Annotated in this window: 22 protein-coding genes; 10 read left to right on the plus strand and 12 right to left on the minus strand. The window is 36.3% G+C overall.

Annotated features, from left to right (window positions below):
• Nucleotides 1-155: 155 nt before the first annotated feature.
• The 10 genes from CHRYMOREF3P_RS07850 to CHRYMOREF3P_RS07895 form a co-directional block, all read right to left on the minus strand.
• Nucleotides 156-356 carry a hypothetical protein gene (locus tag CHRYMOREF3P_RS07850; protein ID WP_047387519.1) on the minus strand — a complete coding sequence of 67 codons (201 nt, stop codon included), beginning with the start codon at nucleotides 354-356 and terminating at the stop codon, nucleotides 156-158.
• Between the two features lie 5 nt (nucleotides 357-361).
• Nucleotides 362-964 carry a MarC family protein gene (locus CHRYMOREF3P_RS07855; protein WP_047387516.1) on the minus strand — a complete coding sequence of 201 codons (603 nt, stop codon included), beginning with the start codon at nucleotides 962-964 and terminating at the stop codon, nucleotides 362-364.
• A 44-nt stretch (nucleotides 965-1,008) separates the two neighbouring features.
• Nucleotides 1,009-2,748 carry a BatD family protein gene (locus CHRYMOREF3P_RS07860; RefSeq protein WP_180564327.1) on the minus strand — a complete coding sequence of 580 codons (1,740 nt, stop codon included), beginning with the start codon at nucleotides 2,746-2,748 and terminating at the stop codon, nucleotides 1,009-1,011.
• Entirely contained in the window at nucleotides 2,748-3,491 is a 744-nt protein-coding gene (locus CHRYMOREF3P_RS07865) for a tetratricopeptide repeat protein (RefSeq protein ID WP_077418350.1), read from the minus strand. Before CHRYMOREF3P_RS07865 ends, CHRYMOREF3P_RS07860 begins: the two co-directional genes overlap by 1 nt.
• Before the next feature lie 99 nt (nucleotides 3,492-3,590).
• The gene (locus tag CHRYMOREF3P_RS07870) at nucleotides 3,591-4,598 is read right to left on the minus strand and encodes a vWA domain-containing protein (protein ID WP_077418348.1); all 1,008 of its coding nucleotides are present in this window, start codon (nucleotides 4,596-4,598) and stop codon (nucleotides 3,591-3,593) included.
• Nucleotides 4,598-5,590 (minus strand): VWA domain-containing protein, encoded by a 993-nt coding sequence (locus CHRYMOREF3P_RS07875; RefSeq protein WP_077418346.1) that lies wholly within the window; start codon nucleotides 5,588-5,590, stop codon nucleotides 4,598-4,600. The genes CHRYMOREF3P_RS07870 and CHRYMOREF3P_RS07875 overlap by 1 nt, the downstream gene beginning before the upstream one ends.
• Complete coding sequence (locus CHRYMOREF3P_RS07880; protein WP_180564328.1) at nucleotides 5,583-6,479, minus strand: BatD family protein; 897 nt, start codon at nucleotides 6,477-6,479, stop codon at nucleotides 5,583-5,585. Before CHRYMOREF3P_RS07880 ends, CHRYMOREF3P_RS07875 begins: the two co-directional genes overlap by 8 nt.
• Nucleotides 6,480-6,534: 55 nt before the next feature.
• Nucleotides 6,535-7,398, minus strand: a complete 864-nt coding sequence (locus tag CHRYMOREF3P_RS07885; RefSeq protein WP_047378531.1) for a DUF58 domain-containing protein — start codon at nucleotides 7,396-7,398, stop codon at nucleotides 6,535-6,537.
• 60 nt (nucleotides 7,399-7,458) lie between these two features.
• The gene (locus tag CHRYMOREF3P_RS07890) at nucleotides 7,459-7,917 is read right to left on the minus strand and encodes a GNAT family N-acetyltransferase (RefSeq protein ID WP_180564329.1); all 459 of its coding nucleotides are present in this window, start codon (nucleotides 7,915-7,917) and stop codon (nucleotides 7,459-7,461) included.
• A complete protein-coding gene (locus CHRYMOREF3P_RS07895; protein ID WP_077418735.1) occupies nucleotides 7,917-8,921 on the minus strand; it encodes an AAA family ATPase in 1,005 nt (334 codons plus the stop codon). Before CHRYMOREF3P_RS07895 ends, CHRYMOREF3P_RS07890 begins: the two co-directional genes overlap by 1 nt.
• Before the next feature lie 251 nt (nucleotides 8,922-9,172).
• On the opposite strand from CHRYMOREF3P_RS07895, the gene CHRYMOREF3P_RS07900 reads away from it, so the two are divergent.
• The 8 genes from CHRYMOREF3P_RS07900 to CHRYMOREF3P_RS07935 all read left to right on the plus strand — a co-directional run bounded on the left by CHRYMOREF3P_RS07900 (nucleotide 9,173) and on the right by CHRYMOREF3P_RS07935 (nucleotide 17,258).
• The gene (locus CHRYMOREF3P_RS07900) at nucleotides 9,173-9,646 is read left to right on the plus strand and encodes a DinB family protein (RefSeq protein ID WP_180564330.1); all 474 of its coding nucleotides are present in this window, start codon (nucleotides 9,173-9,175) and stop codon (nucleotides 9,644-9,646) included.
• Nucleotides 9,647-9,760: 114 nt separating this feature from the next.
• On the plus strand, nucleotides 9,761-10,510 hold the full coding sequence (gene rlmB, locus CHRYMOREF3P_RS07905) for a 23S rRNA (guanosine(2251)-2'-O)-methyltransferase RlmB (protein WP_077418341.1): 750 nt from the start codon (nucleotides 9,761-9,763) through the stop codon (nucleotides 10,508-10,510).
• A 2-nt stretch (nucleotides 10,511-10,512) separates the two neighbouring features.
• Nucleotides 10,513-11,634, plus strand: a complete 1,122-nt coding sequence (locus CHRYMOREF3P_RS07910; protein WP_180564331.1) for a serine hydrolase domain-containing protein — start codon at nucleotides 10,513-10,515, stop codon at nucleotides 11,632-11,634.
• A 12-nt stretch (nucleotides 11,635-11,646) separates the two neighbouring features.
• The gene (locus tag CHRYMOREF3P_RS07915) at nucleotides 11,647-12,696 is read left to right on the plus strand and encodes a DUF6263 family protein (protein WP_077418337.1); all 1,050 of its coding nucleotides are present in this window, start codon (nucleotides 11,647-11,649) and stop codon (nucleotides 12,694-12,696) included.
• Between the two features lie 58 nt (nucleotides 12,697-12,754).
• Nucleotides 12,755-12,985 carry a hypothetical protein gene (locus CHRYMOREF3P_RS07920; protein WP_047387482.1) on the plus strand — a complete coding sequence of 77 codons (231 nt, stop codon included), beginning with the start codon at nucleotides 12,755-12,757 and terminating at the stop codon, nucleotides 12,983-12,985.
• 30 nt (nucleotides 12,986-13,015) lie between these two features.
• Complete coding sequence (locus tag CHRYMOREF3P_RS07925) at nucleotides 13,016-15,556, plus strand: YfhO family protein (RefSeq protein ID WP_180564332.1); 2,541 nt, start codon at nucleotides 13,016-13,018, stop codon at nucleotides 15,554-15,556.
• A 176-nt stretch (nucleotides 15,557-15,732) separates the two neighbouring features.
• Nucleotides 15,733-15,915: a GIY-YIG nuclease family protein gene (locus CHRYMOREF3P_RS24315; RefSeq protein ID WP_317169714.1), complete on the plus strand. Its 183-nt coding sequence runs from the start codon at nucleotides 15,733-15,735 to the stop codon at nucleotides 15,913-15,915.
• A gap of 53 nt (nucleotides 15,916-15,968) precedes the next feature.
• Complete coding sequence (locus tag CHRYMOREF3P_RS07935; protein WP_077418333.1) at nucleotides 15,969-17,258, plus strand: glycosyl transferase family 1; 1,290 nt, start codon at nucleotides 15,969-15,971, stop codon at nucleotides 17,256-17,258.
• A 64-nt stretch (nucleotides 17,259-17,322) separates the two neighbouring features.
• Here CHRYMOREF3P_RS07935 and CHRYMOREF3P_RS07940 read toward each other — a convergent pair whose 3' ends face one another.
• Nucleotides 17,323-17,964, minus strand: coding sequence for a hypothetical protein (locus CHRYMOREF3P_RS07940; RefSeq protein WP_180564333.1), 642 nt, complete (start codon nucleotides 17,962-17,964; stop codon nucleotides 17,323-17,325).
• A gap of 131 nt (nucleotides 17,965-18,095) precedes the next feature.
• On the opposite strand from CHRYMOREF3P_RS07940, the gene CHRYMOREF3P_RS07945 reads away from it, so the two are divergent.
• Entirely contained in the window at nucleotides 18,096-19,061 is a 966-nt protein-coding gene (locus CHRYMOREF3P_RS07945; protein ID WP_180564334.1) for a YpdA family putative bacillithiol disulfide reductase, read from the plus strand.
• An 83-nt stretch (nucleotides 19,062-19,144) separates the two neighbouring features.
• Here the strand turns inward: CHRYMOREF3P_RS07945 and CHRYMOREF3P_RS07950 are convergent, their stop codons facing one another.
• Nucleotides 19,145-20,326, minus strand: a complete 1,182-nt coding sequence (locus CHRYMOREF3P_RS07950) for an MFS transporter (RefSeq protein WP_077418327.1) — start codon at nucleotides 20,324-20,326, stop codon at nucleotides 19,145-19,147.
• Between the two features lie 303 nt (nucleotides 20,327-20,629).
• Here CHRYMOREF3P_RS07950 and CHRYMOREF3P_RS07955 point away from each other — a divergent pair, with 303 nt between their 5' ends.
• Complete coding sequence (locus CHRYMOREF3P_RS07955; protein ID WP_077418325.1) at nucleotides 20,630-21,508, plus strand: helix-turn-helix domain-containing protein; 879 nt, start codon at nucleotides 20,630-20,632, stop codon at nucleotides 21,506-21,508.
• Nucleotides 21,509-21,535 lie beyond the last annotated feature (27 nt).

Below are 21,535 nucleotides of genomic sequence, written 5' to 3' on the forward strand. Positions count from 1 at the left end.
ACTTGTTTGAACAGACCAAAGCACACCTATATTGAATATAAAAAACCAAAATTGTATTTAAGATAACCTATTTCCTAATCCCTATTACCTTCTACCTAATAAAACAAAAACCTCCTTCAAAATGAAAGAGGCTTATATCTATATGAAATATTCAATTATTTCTTTAAACCGATTCTACTCCATGTATCCATTACAAAAAGCAAAATAAGGCCTAATGCAGCAGCTCCAGCTGAGAACGCAAACCTAACGTTATCTTCATCTCCTAAGATATCTGTCGCTTGCCAGTTGATCGCATAAAGATTGATGGCGATGAATACAATAAACAGTACTAAAAATACTTTATAAAACTTCTTCATGACTCTTAAAAATTAATATAATTCTGCACCAACTGGGCAAAATTTGCGGTGAATAATTTAATTGAAATTGCCAAAAGGATAATTCCGAAAACTTTCTGAAGGATCATCAAAGTAGCATCCCCAATTTTCCTCTCCAACCATTTCGCTGATTTCAGCACCAAATATACGAAAATTGTATTAAGAACAATTCCGAGGATAATATTAATATCATGAAATTCAGCCCTCAGAGACAGTGCTGTGGTTAAAGTTCCAGCTCCTGCAACCAGCGGAAATGCGATGGGTACAATAGATGCAGCCTTTGCTTCAGTTGTTTTATTAATTTCAATTCCTAAAATCATTTCCAGGGCTATGACAAAAATCACAAAAGCACCGGCAATGGCAAAAGAATTTACATCTACTCCAATAAGTTTAAGGATCTTATTTCCTACGAAAAGGAAAACAATCATAATAGCACCAGCAGTGATTGCAGCCTTTCCGGCCTCAATCTGTCCGAACTTCTGCTGAAGACTTACTATAATGGGAACCGAGCCGATAATATCGATAACGGCAAAAAGAACCATAAAGCTGGTAACGACCTCTTTAAAAGAGAAACCATCAAAAATTTCCATCTCTTTGTAATTAAAAATTTCGCAAAAATATGAAAATAAACTGACTATTTGCTAATTTGTGAATACAAATTAACAATTGTTTTCAAAAGTTCTTCAAGTGCATCAGCAGATTTCACAGGATTGTATTTCTCCATCTGAACTCTCTGCTGCAATTTATTGTATTCTTCTGCAACTGAAGCGCCTTTGTGTTTTTCAAGAAAAGTCTTAAACTCTGCTGCAGAGCCTTGAAAATACTGACTTCTCACTTCCTGATCCAATTCCTCCAGCGTTGTAAAGAACTTTTCATAATCGCCGTTATCTTTAAGATTTTCCAGATAACCGAAATAATCATTGATATCTGTTTTCAGCAATTCTCTGATCTCTTTTTCTGTTTCAGCTACTGAACCTAAAGGTTTTGACGGTATATTTTCCCTAACTAATGTACGTTTTTTTTGCCAATTTTTAAATAACAGATAAGCCACAAATAAGCTTATCAGAATGGCGATATTCGTTAAAAGGATATTCCAATGGAATTTACTTTTTTCTTTTACTTTAAATGAAGTAGTTTTTAAAACCGGTGTATTTACAGTCTCCAGAAGGTTATTAGTATACTCATTTACTTTTTCTACCGTAGAGCGGGCTTCCAGGATCTGATCGTGAGAAAAAGCATTAAGATCCAGTGTTTTTTGTCCCAGATCTACATATTCTTTATTTTCAGGATCAAAGAAAGCAAATTGCTCAGTTTTAATAGAGATTGCTCCTGATTTTTTTGGAATAATAACATAATTAGCCAGAATCTCGCCTTTCATTCCTGTAGTTCCCGGAGAAATTTTGGAGGTAATTTTCGGAGGAAAAACTTCATAATCCGGAGATGCTGCAATTTTAGGAAGTTCCATATCCGGTAAGTTTCCTTCTCCTGAAACCTTCACAACAACATTCAGCGGCTTTTTAGCTTCCGGCTTTTCTTTGGAAGCATTATATACATTGACATTAAAGTTTCCAACAGCATTTTTAAAACATTCAGGAGCTCCTTCCGGAAGCTTTCTTACATTGATTTTTACTTTATTGGAGACAATCTTCGTTTTATTAGAATAGCTGCTCACAGAAGCCGATACTCCGGGAATTTCAACAAACCCTGCTTCATTTGGAAATACCATAAACATGGCCAACACCTGTGAAGGCATATTTCCATATCCAGACGGATCTATCTCAGATTTATCAAAATTAATAGGATGTACATTGATATTATCCTGCTGTGGAAGATGGATATTTTTCACCTTTCTCAGGTTATCCATATTTCTTGAATATACTCTAAGAACAGCAATGGTAGGCTGATCCTGATAGACTTCCCTGTCATCAATTTCCATATTCAGATAGACATCATTGGATGTATTAGCAGCTAATGCTCTTCTATCAACAATATCACGGATATTGACATCGAAAGGTTCTGTTTTATAGATTCTGTTGTTTACTGTAACCAGCACAGAACCAATTTTTATTTTTCCTTTTTTCTTAGGTTCGAGAGCAATTCTCGATACTTTTTGAGTAATTAAAGTATTGGTAGCAGGATCAATCACGGTATTGGTAACAGATCCGCTTCCTATAATATTAAATTTTGAAAGATCCGGAAGCTGAAAACCTGTCTGTTGTACAAGGTCACTTCCGTTAAGTTCAAGAACAATAGTAAGGTTTACGATATCCTTCCCTGCATACTCGGATTTGTCAGCATCCAGAGTAAGATTTACCTGTCCGTAAGTAATTACGGATGCGAGGGTAAGCAATATGTAAATCAATTTGTGCTGCATCACCAATCTTTCTCGTTGCTTTCAGGCATCGAATAAGAATTTTTGTTTAAAATTCTTCTGGCGGTTTCTTTTTCTTTTTCGTTTATTTTATCTAAGATCGCATTTTCAAGATTCTTAGGCATTCTGCCTTCATTATTCTGATTCTGCTTAGGATTATCCCCCTGGTCGCTTTTACCTTCGTTTTGCGGGCCATTTCCTTGATCCTGTTTTTTGTCTTTGTCACCTTTCTGATCGTCACCTTTGTTCTGATCATTTCCGCCGCCGCCTTTTCCTGAGTTATTCTCTTGGTTCTTTTGTTGTTCTTTTTCTTTCTCTTTCAGTTTGGCAATCTCATAATTTTTTCTGGTTACCTCACTGTAGGGATCCTGCTTCAGAGCTTTCTTATAAAAATCAGCCGCTTTTTCCGGCTGGTTCATCTGCATATAAGCATTCCCTAAATTATGAAGAGCGGCAGTCTTATCAGGAAGTGTTTGTGAAAGTTTCTCTGCTTTTTCAAACTCCGTCTTTGCCTCTTCGTATTTTTTACTTTTATAGAGAGCATTCCCCATATTATAGTGAGCAGTAAAATCTTTATCATTAGATTTTATTGCTTCCATATATTTTGAGGAGGCTCCGTCATAATCTTTACCGTCAAATTTCTGGTTGCCTTCATGAACTAAATTCCTGTAGTTTTCCTGCCCAGACATGAAGCCTGAGAACGAGATGACAACAATAAACGATAAAAATATGATTTTAGTATTCATCACTTGCAAAATTATTCCTTTATATGTTAAGAAACAGAGTTTTATTTGTTAAAATTCGGTTAAAGTACTTGTAGAATTTCTTCTATAAATAAGGGAAATCTACACATTAAAATCCTTTTTCGGATTAAAAATATAAATTAAAAAGAAAAACAGAATAGATACTCCAAGGAAATATTGATAATAATGATTGGCATTCTGTGATTTCACCATGGTTTCAGCACCTGCAGACTTTTTATTGACTGCATCAACAATTCTGTCCGGAGCTTCATTGATATTATTGCCATCAATATAAGTTCCGTCTGTAGATTCTGCCATTTTCTTTAAGGCTTCAGTCTGTCTCTTTGAAATAACTGTTCCACCGTTCACATCTGTTTTGTACCCCATCAGCTGCCCAAATACATATTCCGGAACCGGGGCTCCTTCGTCGGTACCAATTCCTACAGAAGTAACGCTTATACCCTCTTTATTTGCCAGTCTTATCGCTGCATTATCGTTCCCTTCGTTATCTTCACCATCACTCAGCAAGATTACTTTTCTTGATCCTTTGCTTACATTTTTAAATTTATCCGCGGCAGCCTGCATCCCTTTTAGAAAATCCGTCCCCTGAATCTGCATAGAATTGGTTTCAATCCCGCTGATATAAGTCTCTGCAGAATTATAATCTGTGGTAAGAGGCATGATAGACATTGCATGTCCGGCAAAGATGACAATACCCACCTTGTCATTATTCATTTTCTTCATTGTAGCCGTCATCAGGTTTTTAGCTTCTGCAAGGCGGCTTGGGTCTATATCCTCAGCATTCATAGAATTGGATACATCCAGCATAAAGATCACATTGTTCAGTTTCTGGGTACTTTTCACCTCTTCTGAACCATTCAAAAGATCAATGATGGAAAATATCAGAAACAATGTTCCTAATAAATATAATGCAGGAAAAAACTTCGTGAATCCTGATCTCTTTTCAAATAAGTTATCGTGAAACTGGCTGGCTGCAAAAATTTCTCTTTTTTTGTTTCTCCATTGTAAGAAACGGATCAAAAAGAAAGCTAACAGCGGCAGAAGCAACAGTAAAAATAAATACCAATAATTTCCTAAAGACCAACTCATCAGCTTAAAATTTTATAAAACACCCATCTCAATAATGCGTCAAATACCAACATTCCTAAAGCAATCCAAAGAAATATCTTGAAATATTCTTCATAATTGTACAGTTTGGAAACTTTCACATCAGATTTTTCCAGCTGGTTGATCTCATCATATATTTCTTCCAGACTACTGTTTGAGGTTGCTCTGAAGTATTTCCCTCCTGTAGTCTGTGCAATTTCTTTCAAGGTATTTTCATCAATAGTCACTTCCGTTTCCGTAAAGATAAGATCTCCAAAAATGTCCTGCGATGTCGGCATCAGAGCATACCCATTGGTACCGATTCCGATTGCATATACTTTTATATTATTATTTTTTGCCAGCTCAGCTGCAACCTGTGGAGGAATGGCATTCTGGATATTGCTTACCCCATCCGTCATCAGGATCACCACTTTACTTTTTGCTTTACTTTTAACCAAATGATTCACTGCAACAGAAAGACCTTCTCCGATAGCCGTACCAGGTTCAAGACCTGCAGAATTCAGGTTTTTAATTTCATCAACCACCACCTGATGATCTGAAGTAACCGGAACTTTGGTAAAGGCTTCTGCAGCATAAGCTACCACTCCAATTCTGTCATTGGGACGTTTCTGAACAAATTTTACAGCAATATCTTTCAATGCTGTAATTCTGTCGGGATTCAGATCCTTTGCAAGCATACTTAACGAAACGTCAATGGACAGCATAATATCTACTCCTTTTGTATCATCCCTGTCCTGAGAAATCGTAAACGTTCTCGGTCTGGCCATGGCAATAATCAAGGCAGAAAGAATAATATACTTTGAGATTTTCAGTAAAAAAAGTACACCCTGGATTCCATCGCTATGGTCCATATTTTTTATGGTAGGCACTTTTATACCTTTTCTTCTCTGTTTTCCGGTATCCTTAATTAAAAGTGGGATAAACAATAGAAAAAGTAACAAGAACCATGGGCTGTAAAATTCAAAATTAAACATCCTTTCTTAAGTTTTCGAATTCTAAATCTTTGGATGATCTTTTCACAAAATCTCTGATATTGGCAAAATCGGTTTCCATTGTATTTTGATCAGGGAAGGTTTTGGCAAATTTCACCAGATCTCCTCTCAGGAATACATCCTCTATTATTTTTTCGTTGTCCTGTGAAATTGTATTGTTCTTTTTCATGACATCAATAAGGTCATCTGTAAGAAGAACATCTGCAGGAAGATGGTATTGTTTGGTAATGAAGGTTCTGGAAATATCGATCAGTTCAACATAGAATGAACGGAAGTTTCCTCCTTCAATATATTTTTTCTTTTTAAGTGAGTCAAGCTCTTTCAAAGTCTGATTGGTAGCTATTACCGGAGAACTTTTGGATTTCCTGCCCCATTTTACAATCATAACAATAGCAATGATTAAAGCAATACCTGCGAGTGCTGCCAGAATATAAAACTTGTAAAGCTCCCAATAATCCTTAGCGTCAAGTTTCACCTGCTTATTACTCATGATATCATTGATCTGATCTGCTTTCTGAGCCGTATTAATGACATCTATTTCATAAGGAATAGTTTTAAGTACTTTATCTCCTACTTTGAATTCCAGTTCCGGAATAGTAAACTTCCCTTCGTCGAAAACAGCAAATTCAATCTTTCTTTCGTAAGAATTGGCCGTCTGCCCGATACTGTCTTTGGTTTCTTCAAAATGAAAAGGGAGCAGTTCATTTTTCGGAGCGGAAGTTACCTGCTGCTCATTAAGATTATCAATCTTTATGGTAATATGATTGATTTCTCCAAGAGCAAGGGTTTTCTTTTCTACGTTAGAGGATAATATCTGTGAAAAAGCATTCGCACAGATCAGAAAAGATAATATTAAAAGTATTTTTCTCAATGTTAAAATAATAAAGGCAAATGCCTGATGTTTTTAGTTACGAGCTGAGCCCGTGTTATTTTTTCTGAAAATAATTATACAACAATTTTGAATAATCTGAGCCGGTATTAATATTCATAAAACTGGCAGAGCTGTTGGCAAAATCTTCTTCCAGAGCTCTCAGCTTTTGTTTTTGAGCTTCAGCGAAGGTATACCGCCATCTTGCGCTGGAAGTATTGGCCCATATTTCTTTTCCGGTTTCCACATCAAGTAAACGGGCATATCCTACGTCAGGAATTTCATTATCTTTTTCATCATAAATCCTCATTCCCAACAACTGATGCTTCTTTGAAGCTACTCTCAGCATTTTGGAATCATATTCATCTCCAAAATCTGAAAACAGAAAAACCAAAGATTTCCTTTTAAAAATCCCCATCATATATTCCATAGCTTTGTCTATTCTGGATTCTGCCGGAACATAATCTGCGGTCAGAATATTACTGATAATGGAAAGAATATGTTTTCTTCCTTTTTGAGGAGGAATTACTTTATATACTTTATCAGCAAACAGGATCAATCCTACTTTATCATTGTTTCCGGCTGCTGAAAATCCTAGGCTTGCTGCTATTTCGGCTACATATTCTCTTTTCAGCTGAACTTTCGTACCATAATCCATGGAAGCAGAAATATCAACAAGAATCATCATCGTCAATTCCCTTTCTTCCTCCATTACTTTTACGAATGGCTCACGGAATCTTGCAGTTTTATTCCAGTCGATTCTTCTGATTTCATCTCCAAACTGGTAAGGACGAACTTCAGAGAAAGTCATCCCCTGCCCTTTAAAAGCGCTGTGATATTGCCCCATCAAAGCAGCCTCCGTCTTTTTTCTGGTACGGATTTCAATCTGCTTTACTTTTTTTACAATATCTTTTATCTGCATAGACCAAATTAAGGTTTAAAATTCAAAGTTTAATGTTGAATACGGGATGATGGTTTAAAGTTAATCTTTCAACTCAATAGATACATTCAACCATTCGTTATCAAACTTCGGACTGTATTTTTTATAAAAATTGATGGCTGGCTCATTCCAGTTCAATACCTGGAACACCATTCCACTGTAGTTTTTTGATTTTCCATATTCCAGCGTAGCATCAAGCAGCATTTTTCCGATCTGTTTTCCTCTCAGTCTTTCTGTCACAACAAGATCTTCAAGATACAGCCTTCTTCCTTTCCATGTTGAATATCTGTCATAATACAGCGATATTCCCACTATTTCACCTTCAAATTCTGCCACAAAAGCTCCCCAGACCGGAGTAACTCCAAAACCATCCTGAATAAATTCATCCAGCGTCACCGTTACTTCATGCAATGCTTTTTCATATTCCGCCAGCTCTTTAATTAAATCCAGCATGGAAGCACAGTCCTCCAGAACTGCTTTTCTGATTAGTACATTACTCATTACGGGGCCTGGATTTTTGCTAAAATTCTATTAACGATTTCTTCTGATGAAACTTCTTCTGCTTCAGCCTCGAAAGTCAAGCCTATTCTGTGTCTCAATACATCTTTTGCCAATGCTTTTACATCTTCAGGAATCACAAAGGCTCTTCCCTTTAGGAATGCATATGCTCTTGAAGCGATAGCAAGGTTAATAGATGCTCTTGGAGACGCCCCAAAGCTGATATAATTTTTAAGATCAGAAAGACCGTAATTTTCCGGATAACGCGTTGCAAAAACCATATCCAGAATATATTTTTCAATTTTCTCATCCAGGTAAATCTGGTTGATCAATTCTTTTGCATCTACAATATCCTGAAGAGAAATCACAGGTTTCACAGTCGGCTGATGTGAAGTTGAAACCATTCTCATTACCTGTCTTTCATCTTCAAAAGAAGGATAATCTATGGTACATTTCAACATAAAACGGTCACTCTGTGCTTCAGGCAGCAAATAAGTTCCTTCCTGATCAATGGGGTTTTGGGTTGCCAATACCAGGAACGGCTTCGGCAGCTTCATTGTTTCATCACCAATGGTCACCTGCTTTTCCTGCATTACCTCCAAAAGAGCCGACTGCACTTTTGCCGGCGCACGGTTGATCTCATCTGCCAGTACAAAGTTCGCGAATACAGGACCTTTTTTTATAGAAAAATCATTGTCTTTGATATTGTAAATCATGGTTCCCACTACGTCTGCAGGAAGCAAATCCGGTGTAAACTGAATTCTTGAAAATTCACCATGAACAGCATCTGCCAACGTTTTTATGGCAAGGGTTTTAGCCAATCCCGGCACCCCTTCAAGAAGAACGTGACCATTCCCCAAAAGCCCTACCAAAAGACGGTCTACCATGTAATCCTGCCCAATAATAACTTTGTTGATTTCCTGTCTCAGAAGAGAAAATAAGTAGTTTTTTTCTTTTACTTTTTCCGTCAATTGGCGGATATCTTCAGCTTGATATATCTCTGACATAGCTTGATTTAAAATAAGTGGTAAATTTCTGATAAATACTTGCATTAATCAACACAATAAATGCCATTTTTGAGTTAAAGTTTGTTAAATATTCCAGTATTGATGCAAGGTTAAGAACTGCTGAAAGCTTAAAACTCAATAAGATTATTCTATTTTTTCATAAAAATATATAAATTTTGCTTTAATCACCTGCTCAAAAATTGTCATTTCCAGTTTATTAAACTATTTTTGGTGATTAAAAATTTCGCAAAATGAATTATCATTTTCAAGCGCACAGACAGGTAAGAAAGAACGTTTTAGACGTCCTTCAGAACACATCCCATGAAGATCTGATTCTGATTCCGGATGGTTTTAACAATAATATTTACTGGAATATTGCTCATACTGTTGCTACACAGCAGCTTTTGCATTATTACCTAAGCGGAAATCCTTTCCGTATTGACAAATATTGGATCGAAACTTACAAAAAAGGAACTTTACCGAATTTAAATGTTCAGAAGTCGGAAGTAGAAGATTTAGAGTTTTTACTTACGGAAACTTCGAAGATTTTAATGAAGGATTATGACAGTGATTTCTTCTCAGACTACACTCCTTACACGACAAGTTTTGGGATGGATCTGAAAAGCATTCAGGATGCCATTATCTTCAACAACATGCATGAAAGCCTTCACTACGGATATGTGATGGCGCAGAAAAGAGCAATTTTAGGAGAGAAAGGAAGATAGTAAATCTTGCTGCGCAAGTCAATGGTTAAATGTGAATATTTACACACCAAAATTGACTTACAACGTAAAATTCACGATTGACAATTCACTCTATAACTATATAATAAATTTTCAATGAAAGACGATTTTATTTTCGGGCTGCGTCCCGTGATTGAAGCAATTGAAGCGGGAAAAACGATTGACAAGGTCTTTGTGCAAAATGCACTTCAAGGTCCTATTTATGCTGAACTAAAAGCAATTTTAGCGAAAAATAAAATCCGTCCCAATTATGTTCCGGTTGAAAAACTGAACCGTTTTACAAGAAAAAACCACCAAGGTGTGGTTGCTTTTATTTCGGATGTACCGTTTCATAAAGTGGAGGATATTGTTCCACAATTATTTGAGCAGGGAAAAACTCCTTTTCTTTTAATTCTGGACAGACTTACTGATGTAAGAAACTTTGGTGCTATCTGCAGAACGGCAGAATGTGTAGGTGTTGATGCTATAATCATTCCGGAAAAGGGTGCAGCTCCTATTAATTCTGATGCTATAAAAACCTCTGCAGGTGCTATTTACAATATTAAAATATGTAAAGAAAACAACCTGGCTCATGCTGTGGATTTCCTTCAGCAAAGCGGAATTTCTGTGTATGCAGCCAGTGAAAAAGCTCAGAAATTAATTTATGATGTCAACCTTACAGAGCCATGTGCTATTGTTATGGGGAATGAAGAAACCGGAATTTCTAAAGAGGTTCTGCATCATGCTGACGAAAAAATAAAACTTCCTATTGAAGGAAAAACTCAATCTCTGAATGTTTCTGTAGCATGTGGAGCGATTTTGTATGAAGCGGTAAGACAGAAAATGACTGCTATACCAAATCCTTAAACATGAAAATAAAATTGCTTTTACCATTATTTTTTGTACCATTTGCATTGAATGCACAGACAAAAAATACAACAACTGACAACCACCTTACCACTGAACTTGATAAAATTGTTCAGAAGGAAGCGCTCACTTATATGCAGAATCCTGCACGTGTAGGGCTCTCAATAGGTATTTTCAAAGATGGTAAAAGTTATTTTTATAATTATGGAACCACGGAAATCGGAAAATCAGAACTTCCGACCTCCAAAAGTGTTTACGAGATCGCATCCATCACCAAGACTTTTACCGGAACACTTCTGGCCCATGCTTTAGCAGACGGTAAAATTAAAATAGATGATGATATCCGGAAATATCTTAGCGGGAATTATCCTAATCTTGAATTTGAAAAACACCCGATAACGGTCGGTAATCTTACCAATCATTCATCAGGATTACCTCAGTTCTTACCGGATCAGTCTGAAACATTCAAAAAACCGATGGACTCTGTTGCCATAGCATTAGCTGATTTTTATAAAAACTACTCGAAAAAGAAGTTTTATGAAGATCTTCATCAGGCTAAAGTAGATTTTGTACCCGGAACAAACTATAAATATTCCAATGTAGGAACACAGATCGCAGGAGATATCCTGGAAAAAGTATATCAGAAAAGCTATAAAGATCTGCTTTCAGAGTATATTACAAAGCCTCTGAAAATGAACCAAACCATTGTTGGTACGAATTCTGCACAGCTATTGACTCGCTATAATGAAAAAGGAAAGGTAATGCCCAGAAATTTCACAACAATTATGGCTCCTGCAGGCGGAATTCTTTCTACAACAGGAGATCTCGTGAAATACATGCAGTACCATTTGGATGAAAGCAATAAATATGTGAAAATATCCCATACTCCTCTTGTAAAAAGTGATGGGGATGGAATCGGACTGTACTGGAGGGTACATACCTATGAAGACGGAACTCAAATGGTTTTTCATACCGGAGGTACATTTGGTTTTTCAAGCGTACTTCAGGTCTATCCATCAAAAAATATGGGAGTTGTTATACTGTCTAATGAGTCAGATGGAGAATCTCAGGGGAAACTGTATGATATTGCAGAAAATATAATAAGAAATAGTAGTAAAAAATAAAGTTAAAATCAAATGAAGAACATTGCAGCGCTTGCGCTTATATCATCAATAGCTCTTGTATCTTGTAAAAAAGAAACGGCAAAAATAACGAAAGTAGATCCTAAAACCGGAAAAACGGTAACCGTAGAAGTTCCTGCTGATTCTGTGGCAAAAGTTGCAGAAAATCCGGCAATCAAAGATTCTGCGGGAGTTATCAAACAGACTTTTAAGCTTGAAAAAGGGAAAACTTATCCTCTTACCACTTATCAGAGGGATGTAAAAACAATGACGGATCCTCAGGGAAAATCTATCACTGCAACCAGTGAATCTACGGATGAAATGAACTTTGTAGTTAATGATATTAAAGGAGATGTATACGAAATGACCCTTAATCTTGTAGCGAAAAGAAATTCTCAGTCTGCACAGGGAAAAACAGTAGTGGTAGATACCAAGCTTGCTCTTCCTAAAGAGGATGATCTTAAAATGATCTGGAATGTAAACAAAGCACTTACCGGAAACAAACTTGCCATGAAAATGGATACAAAAGGGAATGTAATCTCTATTACAGGATTTGATGCTGTTTATACAAAAGTTTCCAATGCAGTAGGGACTCTTATCAAAGATGCCAATCAAAAAGCGAGTGTTGTGGCAAGTCTTAAAGAATCATTCAATGAAAAGGTATTAAAAGATCAGTTCCATAAAAATCTGATGATTATTCCTAAAAAAGGAGTAAAAATTGGTGAAAAATGGTCTACTTCTGAAAATGCAGATGCAAGTGGAGCTGTAAAAGTAACTTCCAATTATGTAATGAAAAGCTTAGGAAACGGATCAGCAGAAATTGCCGTTACCGGAGGTATTCCTAAGAAGACTGAAAAGAAAGCTCAGGGACCTATTACACACAGCCTGAGCAGTGAACTGGTTCAGAACGGAACCATTAAGTTTGACGAAAGCACAGGATGGATTACCAACCAGAATATCAACGTAAAAACGACACAGATAGAAACCATTTCAGATGGAAAACAATCTCAGTCTATGAAAAGCGTTTCCAATTCATCGGTAATGGTAAACCCATCTGCTAAATAACTGAATTAAATGCATTCAGGGTTTATTATTTAAACCCTGAACTTTAAATTTTAACATTATGAAGTACATTCTTGAGTTAGTACTCACTGCCATTATTATTTTCTTTGTCTGGAATATTCTGAAAAGGATTTTCTTTAAGACATTTTATAGTTACCGTTTTAATAACAATAATCAAAACAACGGACAGCAGGATATACAGGACTCGAATAAGAATAACAAACAGAACCTTAACTGGGATGCAGAAACTGTAGACTTTGAAGAGGTGAAAGAGAGTAAGGACAAAAGGTAACATTCCAAGAAATAAAAGATAATAACCAGCATGGCAAAAAATAAAAACTTCATTTATATTGCAGCTTCATTAGTCGTATTTATAGTTTTAGCATTTTTATATTCCACCCCTGTATTTACAGGAAAACAGCTTTTCCAGCACGATATTGTGCAATACAGAGGAGGAGCAAAAGAACTGCTCGACTATAGAGCGAATACCGGAAATGAAACCTATTGGAGTGACTCCATGTTTGGGGGAATGCCGACTTATCAGATGGGAAGCCAGTTCAAAGGTGACATCATCAAGAAAATCGACAGCAATCTGAATTTCCTGCCAAGGCCGGTTAATTATCTCTTCCTGCTGTTTGCAGGTTTTTTCCTTTTGGGAATGGTAGTAGTCAGAAACTGGAAGTATGCGCTCTTAGGGGCCACTTTCTTCGGACTTTCAACCTATTTTTATATCATTATTGCAGCCGGGCACAATGGTAAAGTAAACACCATTGAGTATTTTGCACCGCTGTTAGCCGGAATTTTACTGGTTTATATCAGAAAACAATACATCTGGGGGTTCATTGTTACTACCCTTTTTATGGGACTTCAGATTGCAGCCAATCACCCGCAGATGACGTATTATCTGTTCCTTGCACTAGGATTTTTATTCTTGTCTGAACTGATCAGAGCAATACTGAAAAAGACACCGATGAAGCATTTCCTTATTTCATCAGGAATTATTGCAGCATCATGCATTATCGGAGTTGGAATGAATTCACAAAGAATCATGGCCAATTCTGAGTATGTAAAAGAAACAGTTCGTGGAAAGCAGATCTTAAATAATGACAGCCATACTTCAGGAAAATCCGGAATGGATAAAGAAAGTATGCTGATGTGGAGCTATGGACAGCTTGAAACTTTAAACCTTTTCATCCCAAGATTGATGGGTGGCGGAAGCCAGGAGCCGGAAGGAAAAGAAATGATGAACAGAGTTCAGGAACTGGTTCAGGAAAATGTTGGTTCACAGGCTGAAATGGACAGAATTTCAAAAGGCTTCAGCGGAATGACCTACTGGGGAGATCAGCCGGGAACTTCAGGACCTGCTTATCAGGGAGCCATTGTATGTTTCCTTGCTTTTTTAGGATTCTTCTTTGCCAGAAAAAAATACCGTTACTGGATCTTAGGTGCTTCTATCCTGACTATTTTACTGGCTTGGGGAAGTAACTTTATGCCATTATCTGACTTCTTTATTGATTATGTTCCGTTTTATAATAAATTCAGAGCCCCTTCTTCAATCCTGGTAGTTGTAGAATTATTATTCCCTTTGATTGCCATTTTGGGATTATACAGATTCTTCACAGACGAAGAGCTGACTGAAGAATACAAGCAGAAAATTCTTATGTATACAGGAGGTGGAACTTTAGGATTTTTATTAATTCTTTTGATCTTCGGAAAATCATTATTAGGGTTTTCTACAGAAGGCGAAAAAACTTATTTTCCTCCTTTCCTACTGGATTATCTTGTAGATGAAAGATATAAACTATTCAGAATAGATGCCATAAAGGCATTTATTTATGTAGCGATTACTGCTACTGCCTTATTCTTAACCTTAAAGAAAAAGCTTAATCAGAATATTGCTTTGGTAGTAATTGGAGTAGTAAGCTTATTTGATCTATGGACCGTAAACAAACGTTATTTAAATGACGAAAACTACGTAGATAAAATATTTGCTGAAAATCCTTTCCAAACAGAAAGTTCAGATCTGCTGGCTGAAAAAGTTCAGGGGAATCCTAATCTGGAATCCATTTTATCCAATGTCAATATTAACAAAACATTGGAAACAATCGCTGAAAAAGACAAAACTCACTACAGAATTTACAACCAGACCCTGGGTGTGACAAGTGAGACCAATACCTCTTATTTTAAAGCTTCAATTGGTGGTTATCACGCCGTAAAACTAAGAAGATATGATGATGTTCTGAATGAATACATCAATAATGTAGACAGTGTAAAAACACCTAATATCTTAAACTTATTAAATGCCAAGTACATGGTTTTCGGAGGACCTGAGCAGCCACAGGTTGTTCCTAATCCAAAAGCCAATGGAAATGCATGGTTTGTAAGTGATTTAAAGTTTGTAGATTCTCCTAATCAGGAAATTAAATCCATCGGGACTATCGACAATAAGAAAACAGCAGTTATTGCATCATCTGATAAATCCTATTTTGACAACAAACCGGTTCAGGCAGATCCTGCTGCATTTATCAATCTTACGAAATACCAGCCTAACGAACTTGAATTTAAATCTCAGTCGAAGACTCCGCAATTAGCAGTATTCTCTGAAGTATATTACCCTCATGGCTGGAAAGTATTGGTGGATGAGAAAGAAGTTCCGTACATCAAAGCAGATTACTTACTTCGTGCAGTACATGTTCCTGCAGGAAACCACCACATCAGAATGGTATTTGAGCCTGAAGTAATTGAAAAAGGGAAATGGCTTTCTCTACTATCATTCGGATTATTCATCCTGTTGTCTGCATTTGGAATTTTCTGGATGAACAAGAATAAGAAAAAAGAAATTTTAGCTGAACAAAAAGCTTAAAACAATATAATATTGCACAATGTCATTCTGAATGAAGCATAGCGTAATGAAGAATCCCAAATGAAAACGTTAGGTACACATAATTACTATGTCTATATACTGACTAATAAAACAAAGACAGTATTATAACCAACGATTTACAGAAAAGATTATACTGGCATAAAAATCCAGAAGCTATTGAAAAAAATTTCACATCAAAATATAATTGTTTTTATTTAATATATTTTGAACATTTTGATGACATTGAGACAGCAATAATAAGGGAAAAGCAAATAAAAGGCTGGACCAGTCAAAAGAAAGAAAACTTAATTAAAGAATTCAATCCGGATTGGAAATTTCTCAATGAAGAGATAGAGTGAGATTCTTCACTGCGCTCCGCTTCATTCAGAATGACATAGACATCAATTAAAAAATGGAACAGAAGAAAATATTGATTATCACCTATTACTGGCCTCCTGCGGGAGGTCCTGGTGTTCAAAGATGGCTGAAGTTTGCAAAATATCTGCCGGATTTCGGATGGAAACCTATCATTTATACTCCGGAAAATCCAAGTTATCCATTACTGGATGAAACCCTGATGAAAGATGTTCCTGAAAATATTGAGATGGTAAGAACCAAGATATGGGAACCTTACCAGCTGGCTGAAAAGCTGAATAAAAGCAATAAAAAATTTAAAGCAGGACAGTTTGATGTAGGAAAAAATCAAAGCTGGAAATCCAGACTTTCGATCTGGGTGAGAGGTAATTTTTTCATTCCTGATGCCAGAGTTTTTTGGGTAAAACCTTCCATTAAATTTCTGGAGAAATACCTGAAAGAAAATAAAATAGATACGATTGTAACTTCGGGTCCTCCCCACTCGCTTCACCTGATTGGTTTAGGACTTAAAAATAATATACCGAGTCTGAAATGGATCGCTGATTTCCGCGACCCATGGACAGAAATTTCTTATTACAAACATCTGAAACTAACTAAAAGTTCGGATCAGAAACACCGTCAGCTTGAAAGTGCCGTATTTAAAAATGCTGACATCACTTTGGCTACAAGCTATACTGATGCGGAAAACTTCAGAAAAGCAGGAGCTAATGCTGTTTGTATTACGAACGGATTTGATGAAAGTGATTCGGATAGTAAAGTAAAAGGACAGAATAGTAAAGATCAGTTTACTCTAAGTTATATTGGTGTTTTAGAGCAACTCAGAAACCCTGAGAATCTTTGGAAAGCACTTGATGAACTGGTGAAGGAAAATGCTGAATTTGCAGCTGATTTTACATTGAAATTTGTAGGCAGAATAGATGATAAAATCCTGCAGTCTATCGAAAATTCAAGTCTGAAAAATCATATTCAGAACCTTGGATATCTTGCCCATGGAAAAGCGGTGGAGGAAATGCAGAATTCAGATCTGCTTCTTATCACCAATTTCCCAAATGAATCTTCAAAAGGAATCATTCCCGGAAAAATATTTGAATATCTGGCTTCAGGAAAACAGATTCTTTCATTCGGGCCGGACAAAGCTGATGTTGCAAAAATTCTGGAAGAAACCCAGGCAGGAAAACATTTCAGTTATCAGGATACAGAAATTATCAAGAAATTTATTCTTGAAAAATTTATCCTTTGGAAAAACGGAAATCTTCTCGAAAACACTCAGCATATTGAGCAGTTCTCAAGAAAAAACCTAACCCGCCAACTGACTGAAATTTTATAATACAAAGAAAGGAAGTTAGAAGCTGGATGCTGGAAGTAAAATACCGGCTTCTAACTTCTAATTTTTAAATCGTCCACTGATCATTCACCACTGCAATCAGATAATATTTCTCCTGAAATTCTTCAAATACAAAGCGGAGTGTTTTCCAATCCATTTCGCCATTTTTTTCGGTTCCTTTGATATAGTTTTCGGTGAAGTCATGTTTAGGATAAATTTCCTTTAAATTATTCAGGGAATTACCTCCTCCTATGAATTTATTCAGTGAATATTGGGATGCTGTAAAATCTTTAGAAAAGACCCATTTACCAAGATAATCATTGACCGTTGTCTTATAAGGATCTCCTGAACCGTCATGTGCTCCCCAGGTAAATAGTGTTTTAGTAGGCTGATATTTTTCAAAATCTGCTTTAGAAAAATGTTTATCTCCCTTTATATCCACAAAAGCATACATTGAAAAACGGATTCCTTTTTCAGGGTGGATCAAGGCAGCAAAACTGGTATAGTCCTTATTTTTCAGAGCCTTCAAAACCTCATCATTGGTCTGTTTCAACACAGCTTCTTTATCAGCAATATTCTGAACGGTACCTGCACTGTCTGTTTTATTTTGTGCGATGGAATCAACCACATTGGGAACAGGTTTTCCTGCCTCTTTTTTACAGGCTACAACCAGAACCAAAACAACCAATGGAATAAGTATTTTTTTCATATTATAAATTTTGCTATTGGTAAAAAACACCAAAACTGATGCCAAGCGGTAAATGATTTAAAGAGATAAAGACTATGAGAGCTGCTGGGTTATCGCTTCTCATTTTAAAAATTACATCGTACATTTGTTAGATGGAAATGTTGGATATTCTCATTATCGGGGCCGGACCCATCGGTTTAAACTGTGCCCTTGAAGCTCAAAAAAATAATCTTAGTCATTTAATCATAGAAAAAGGAACCATTGTCAACTCTCTGTACAACTATCCTTTATATATGCGTTTTTTCTCTACTGCAGAAAAACTGGAAATTGACGAAATTCCATTTATTTCGACAGCTCCCAAACCAGGAAGACAGGAGGCATTGGAATATTATCAGGGAATTGCCAGACAAAAAAAACTTAACATCAATCTGTATGAAAAAGTGCTGGGTGTTTCCAAGAGCAATGAGCTGTTTGAGATAAAAACAACCAAAGCAACCTATCATGCTAAAAATCTGGTGATTGCTACCGGATTCTATGATATTCCCAACCTTATGAATATTCCCGGCGAAAATCTTCCAAAGGTCAAGCATTACTATACTGAACCATATCCTTATGCAAAACAGAAAATTGTTGTTGTAGGATCAAGTAATTCTGCGGTGGATGCAGCCCTGGAAACCTATAGAAAAGGTGCTGAAGTAACGATGATTATTCGTCATTCCGAGATTTCAAAAAGTGTAAAATATTGGGTGAAACCGGATATAGAAAACAGAATTACAGAAGGCAGTATTAAAGCCCATTTTAATGCCGAAATGATCGAAATTAAAGATAATACTGTTGTTTTTAAAGATGAAAACGGAGAAATTCATGAAATTGACAATGATTTTGTGCTGGCGATGACGGGTTATCTTCCTGATTTTGATTTTCTGAGAAATTCGGGTATTGAACTCAATGGAGACTGCCTGAACCCGTTCTATAATCTTGAAACTATGGAAACCAATATTCCCAACCTTTATCTTGCAGGAGTTGTATGCGGTGGAAAAGATACTCACCTCTGGTTCATTGAAAACTCGAGAATTCATGCTCATATGATTATCAATACCATTCTTTCCAGATCTTAATATTAAACAACTCATATATACTAAAAAGCTTCGGGCAATTTCGTAGAAATTGCCCGAAGCTTTTTTTTAAACTGATTCAATACTTACATCATTTCTCCTTCTGCTTTATTTTTATCCTTAAGCAGCCATGGAATGATAAAGTAAAAACCGATGGCAATAGCTGCAGCCAGCACCCCTGTTCCAATCCAAAGTACATTGAATCCTAATTTTTCAGCAATGAGTGTTCCTATATAAGGTGTAATAATGAATGCTATAGAAAATGACATCCCGTTCAATCCCATGTAAGCACCTTTATTATTCTCTCCTGAACGCAATGCTGTAATGGTTGACATAAAAGGAAGTGTCCATATTTCTCCTACACAAAGTAATGTCATAGACAGCACAAGGGTAACCATACTATAATCGAAAGCCAGCATTGCATAGGAAACTCCACACAGGAAAGTCCCGATAAGCATGGTAAAAGCTAAAGTAAAATATTTTTCAGCAATCTGTACAAGACCCATCTCAAGCAATACAATCAGAAAACCACTGTATCCAAGAATATAGCCGATATTTTGCTGACTCATATGTGCGGTATCTTTATAAAATATTGTCAGTGTACTGAACAACTGGAAGAAACATATTGAAAACAGCATACAGAATACACAGTATACCAAAAATTTACCATCCCGGTACGGAGAATTCTCTTTTTTAATGACAATTGCTTCTTTTACCTTTTTCGCCTTTTGTTTGGCCAATCTTGCGCGGCCTTTAAAGAACCATATATACATCAGCCCTGCCAGCAAAGCAGCCAGCGCATTACTGAAAAACAGAAATTCATAAGAAATAGCAGATAAAATACCTCCTAATGCAGGCCCGATAGAAAACCCAAGATTTACAGCCATACGGTTCAGTGAAAAAGCCCTAGTGATATTTTCAGGTTTCGCATATTTGGTGATTGCCACCGAATTTGCCGGACGGAATGTTTCACTTACAATACTCTGAGCCAAAATAATCCCGGCCAGACCAGCTTCAGTTGTAAAAAGCGGAATTAAACAAAATAATGGAACACTGAGGAGTAAACTCAGACTCTGTACCCTGTATTCGCCAATTTTATCTGTGATCATACCTCCCAGCCACGAACCAATTACCGAGCCTATTCCAAAAAAGCTCAGAACAATTCCTGAATTTTCAATACTGAAATGTAAATGATTGGTCATATAAACTCCCAGAAACGGAAGTACCATAGAACCGGCCCTGTTGATGAGCATTACCAACGCCAGCATCCAACTCTCCTGCGAGAGTCCTTTGAAAGAACTCGTATAAACGTTAATTAATCTCACAATAATATTTTGGGGAAAATTTGAAAGAGCAAAATTAGATAAAAATAACCCAAAAGCCTTTATTTAAAACCCTTTTTTATAAATAACATCCATAAAAACAGACTATCAGCTGTATCCTAAAAAAAGCTTTTTTTTTTACTATTTAAAACTAAAATTCATTTATAAAAACCGTAAATTGCAGTAACAACAGGGATTTTTAGACTAAAGTCACTTAAAAACACAATAAAAATTCAATCAATACTAAGAATGGTAACCTACGAGAATTTACATGATACACTATCCTTTTACAGTATTGACTGCCGGCAATCTTACTATATTTCCTCCGGAAAACCCATTTTTGAATTTCCTAAAGCTCCTTTCAGAATGGATTATTATGCACTGTGCATCTGTACTGCCGGAGAAATCAATATTGAGATAGATCGTCAGAAATATAAAGTAGATGCACACAGTTTTCTTATGGCTGCTCCTTCTACAATTGTAAAATTTGGAAAAACCAGTGATGATTTTATCATGAAACTGCTGTTCTTCGACAAGAATTTTCTGATTAAAAATATTTCCAATCCCTTTATCATTGAAAAAATGAATCTTTTCTCCAAAGGTTCTTACAGTGTTGTAAAAACCACTTCAAAAAATTCTTCATTACTCCAGAATCTTCTGGATGATCTTGAAAAAAAATCGAGAAAGCAGGGTAAATTTACAGAAGAGATTATCCGGACCATTATTTTTCACCTGCTGCTGGAAACGGCTGAGATCATGGAACAGGAAAATTCTTCAACTCCGGGAAAAGAGGATGGAAAAAAAGACCTTTATCTGAAATTCAGCAAACTTATCAGAGAAAATATCAGGCAGCAGCGAACAGTTCAGTTTTATGCGGATCAGCTGCATGTTTCCAATAAATATCTTATAGAAATCATTAAAAAAGCAAGTGGAAAAACACCTCATGAGGTTATTGATGAAACCTTGTTGAAAGAAGCTTACGTTATGCTTGGGAATCCGGATATTACTATTTCAGAGATAGCATTTGACCTTCAGTTTAATTCGGCATCTGCGTTCGGACGCTTTTTCAAAAAGCATACTGCTCTCTCTCCTTCAGAGTACAGAAATAAAGAAAATATTCAGTCATGAGAATTTGGGGATAATAATTCTGAACTT

Origin of the sequence: Chryseobacterium sp. JV274 (genome assembly GCF_903969135.1) — a bacterium.
Lineage (GTDB): Bacteria > Bacteroidota > Bacteroidia > Flavobacteriales > Weeksellaceae > Chryseobacterium.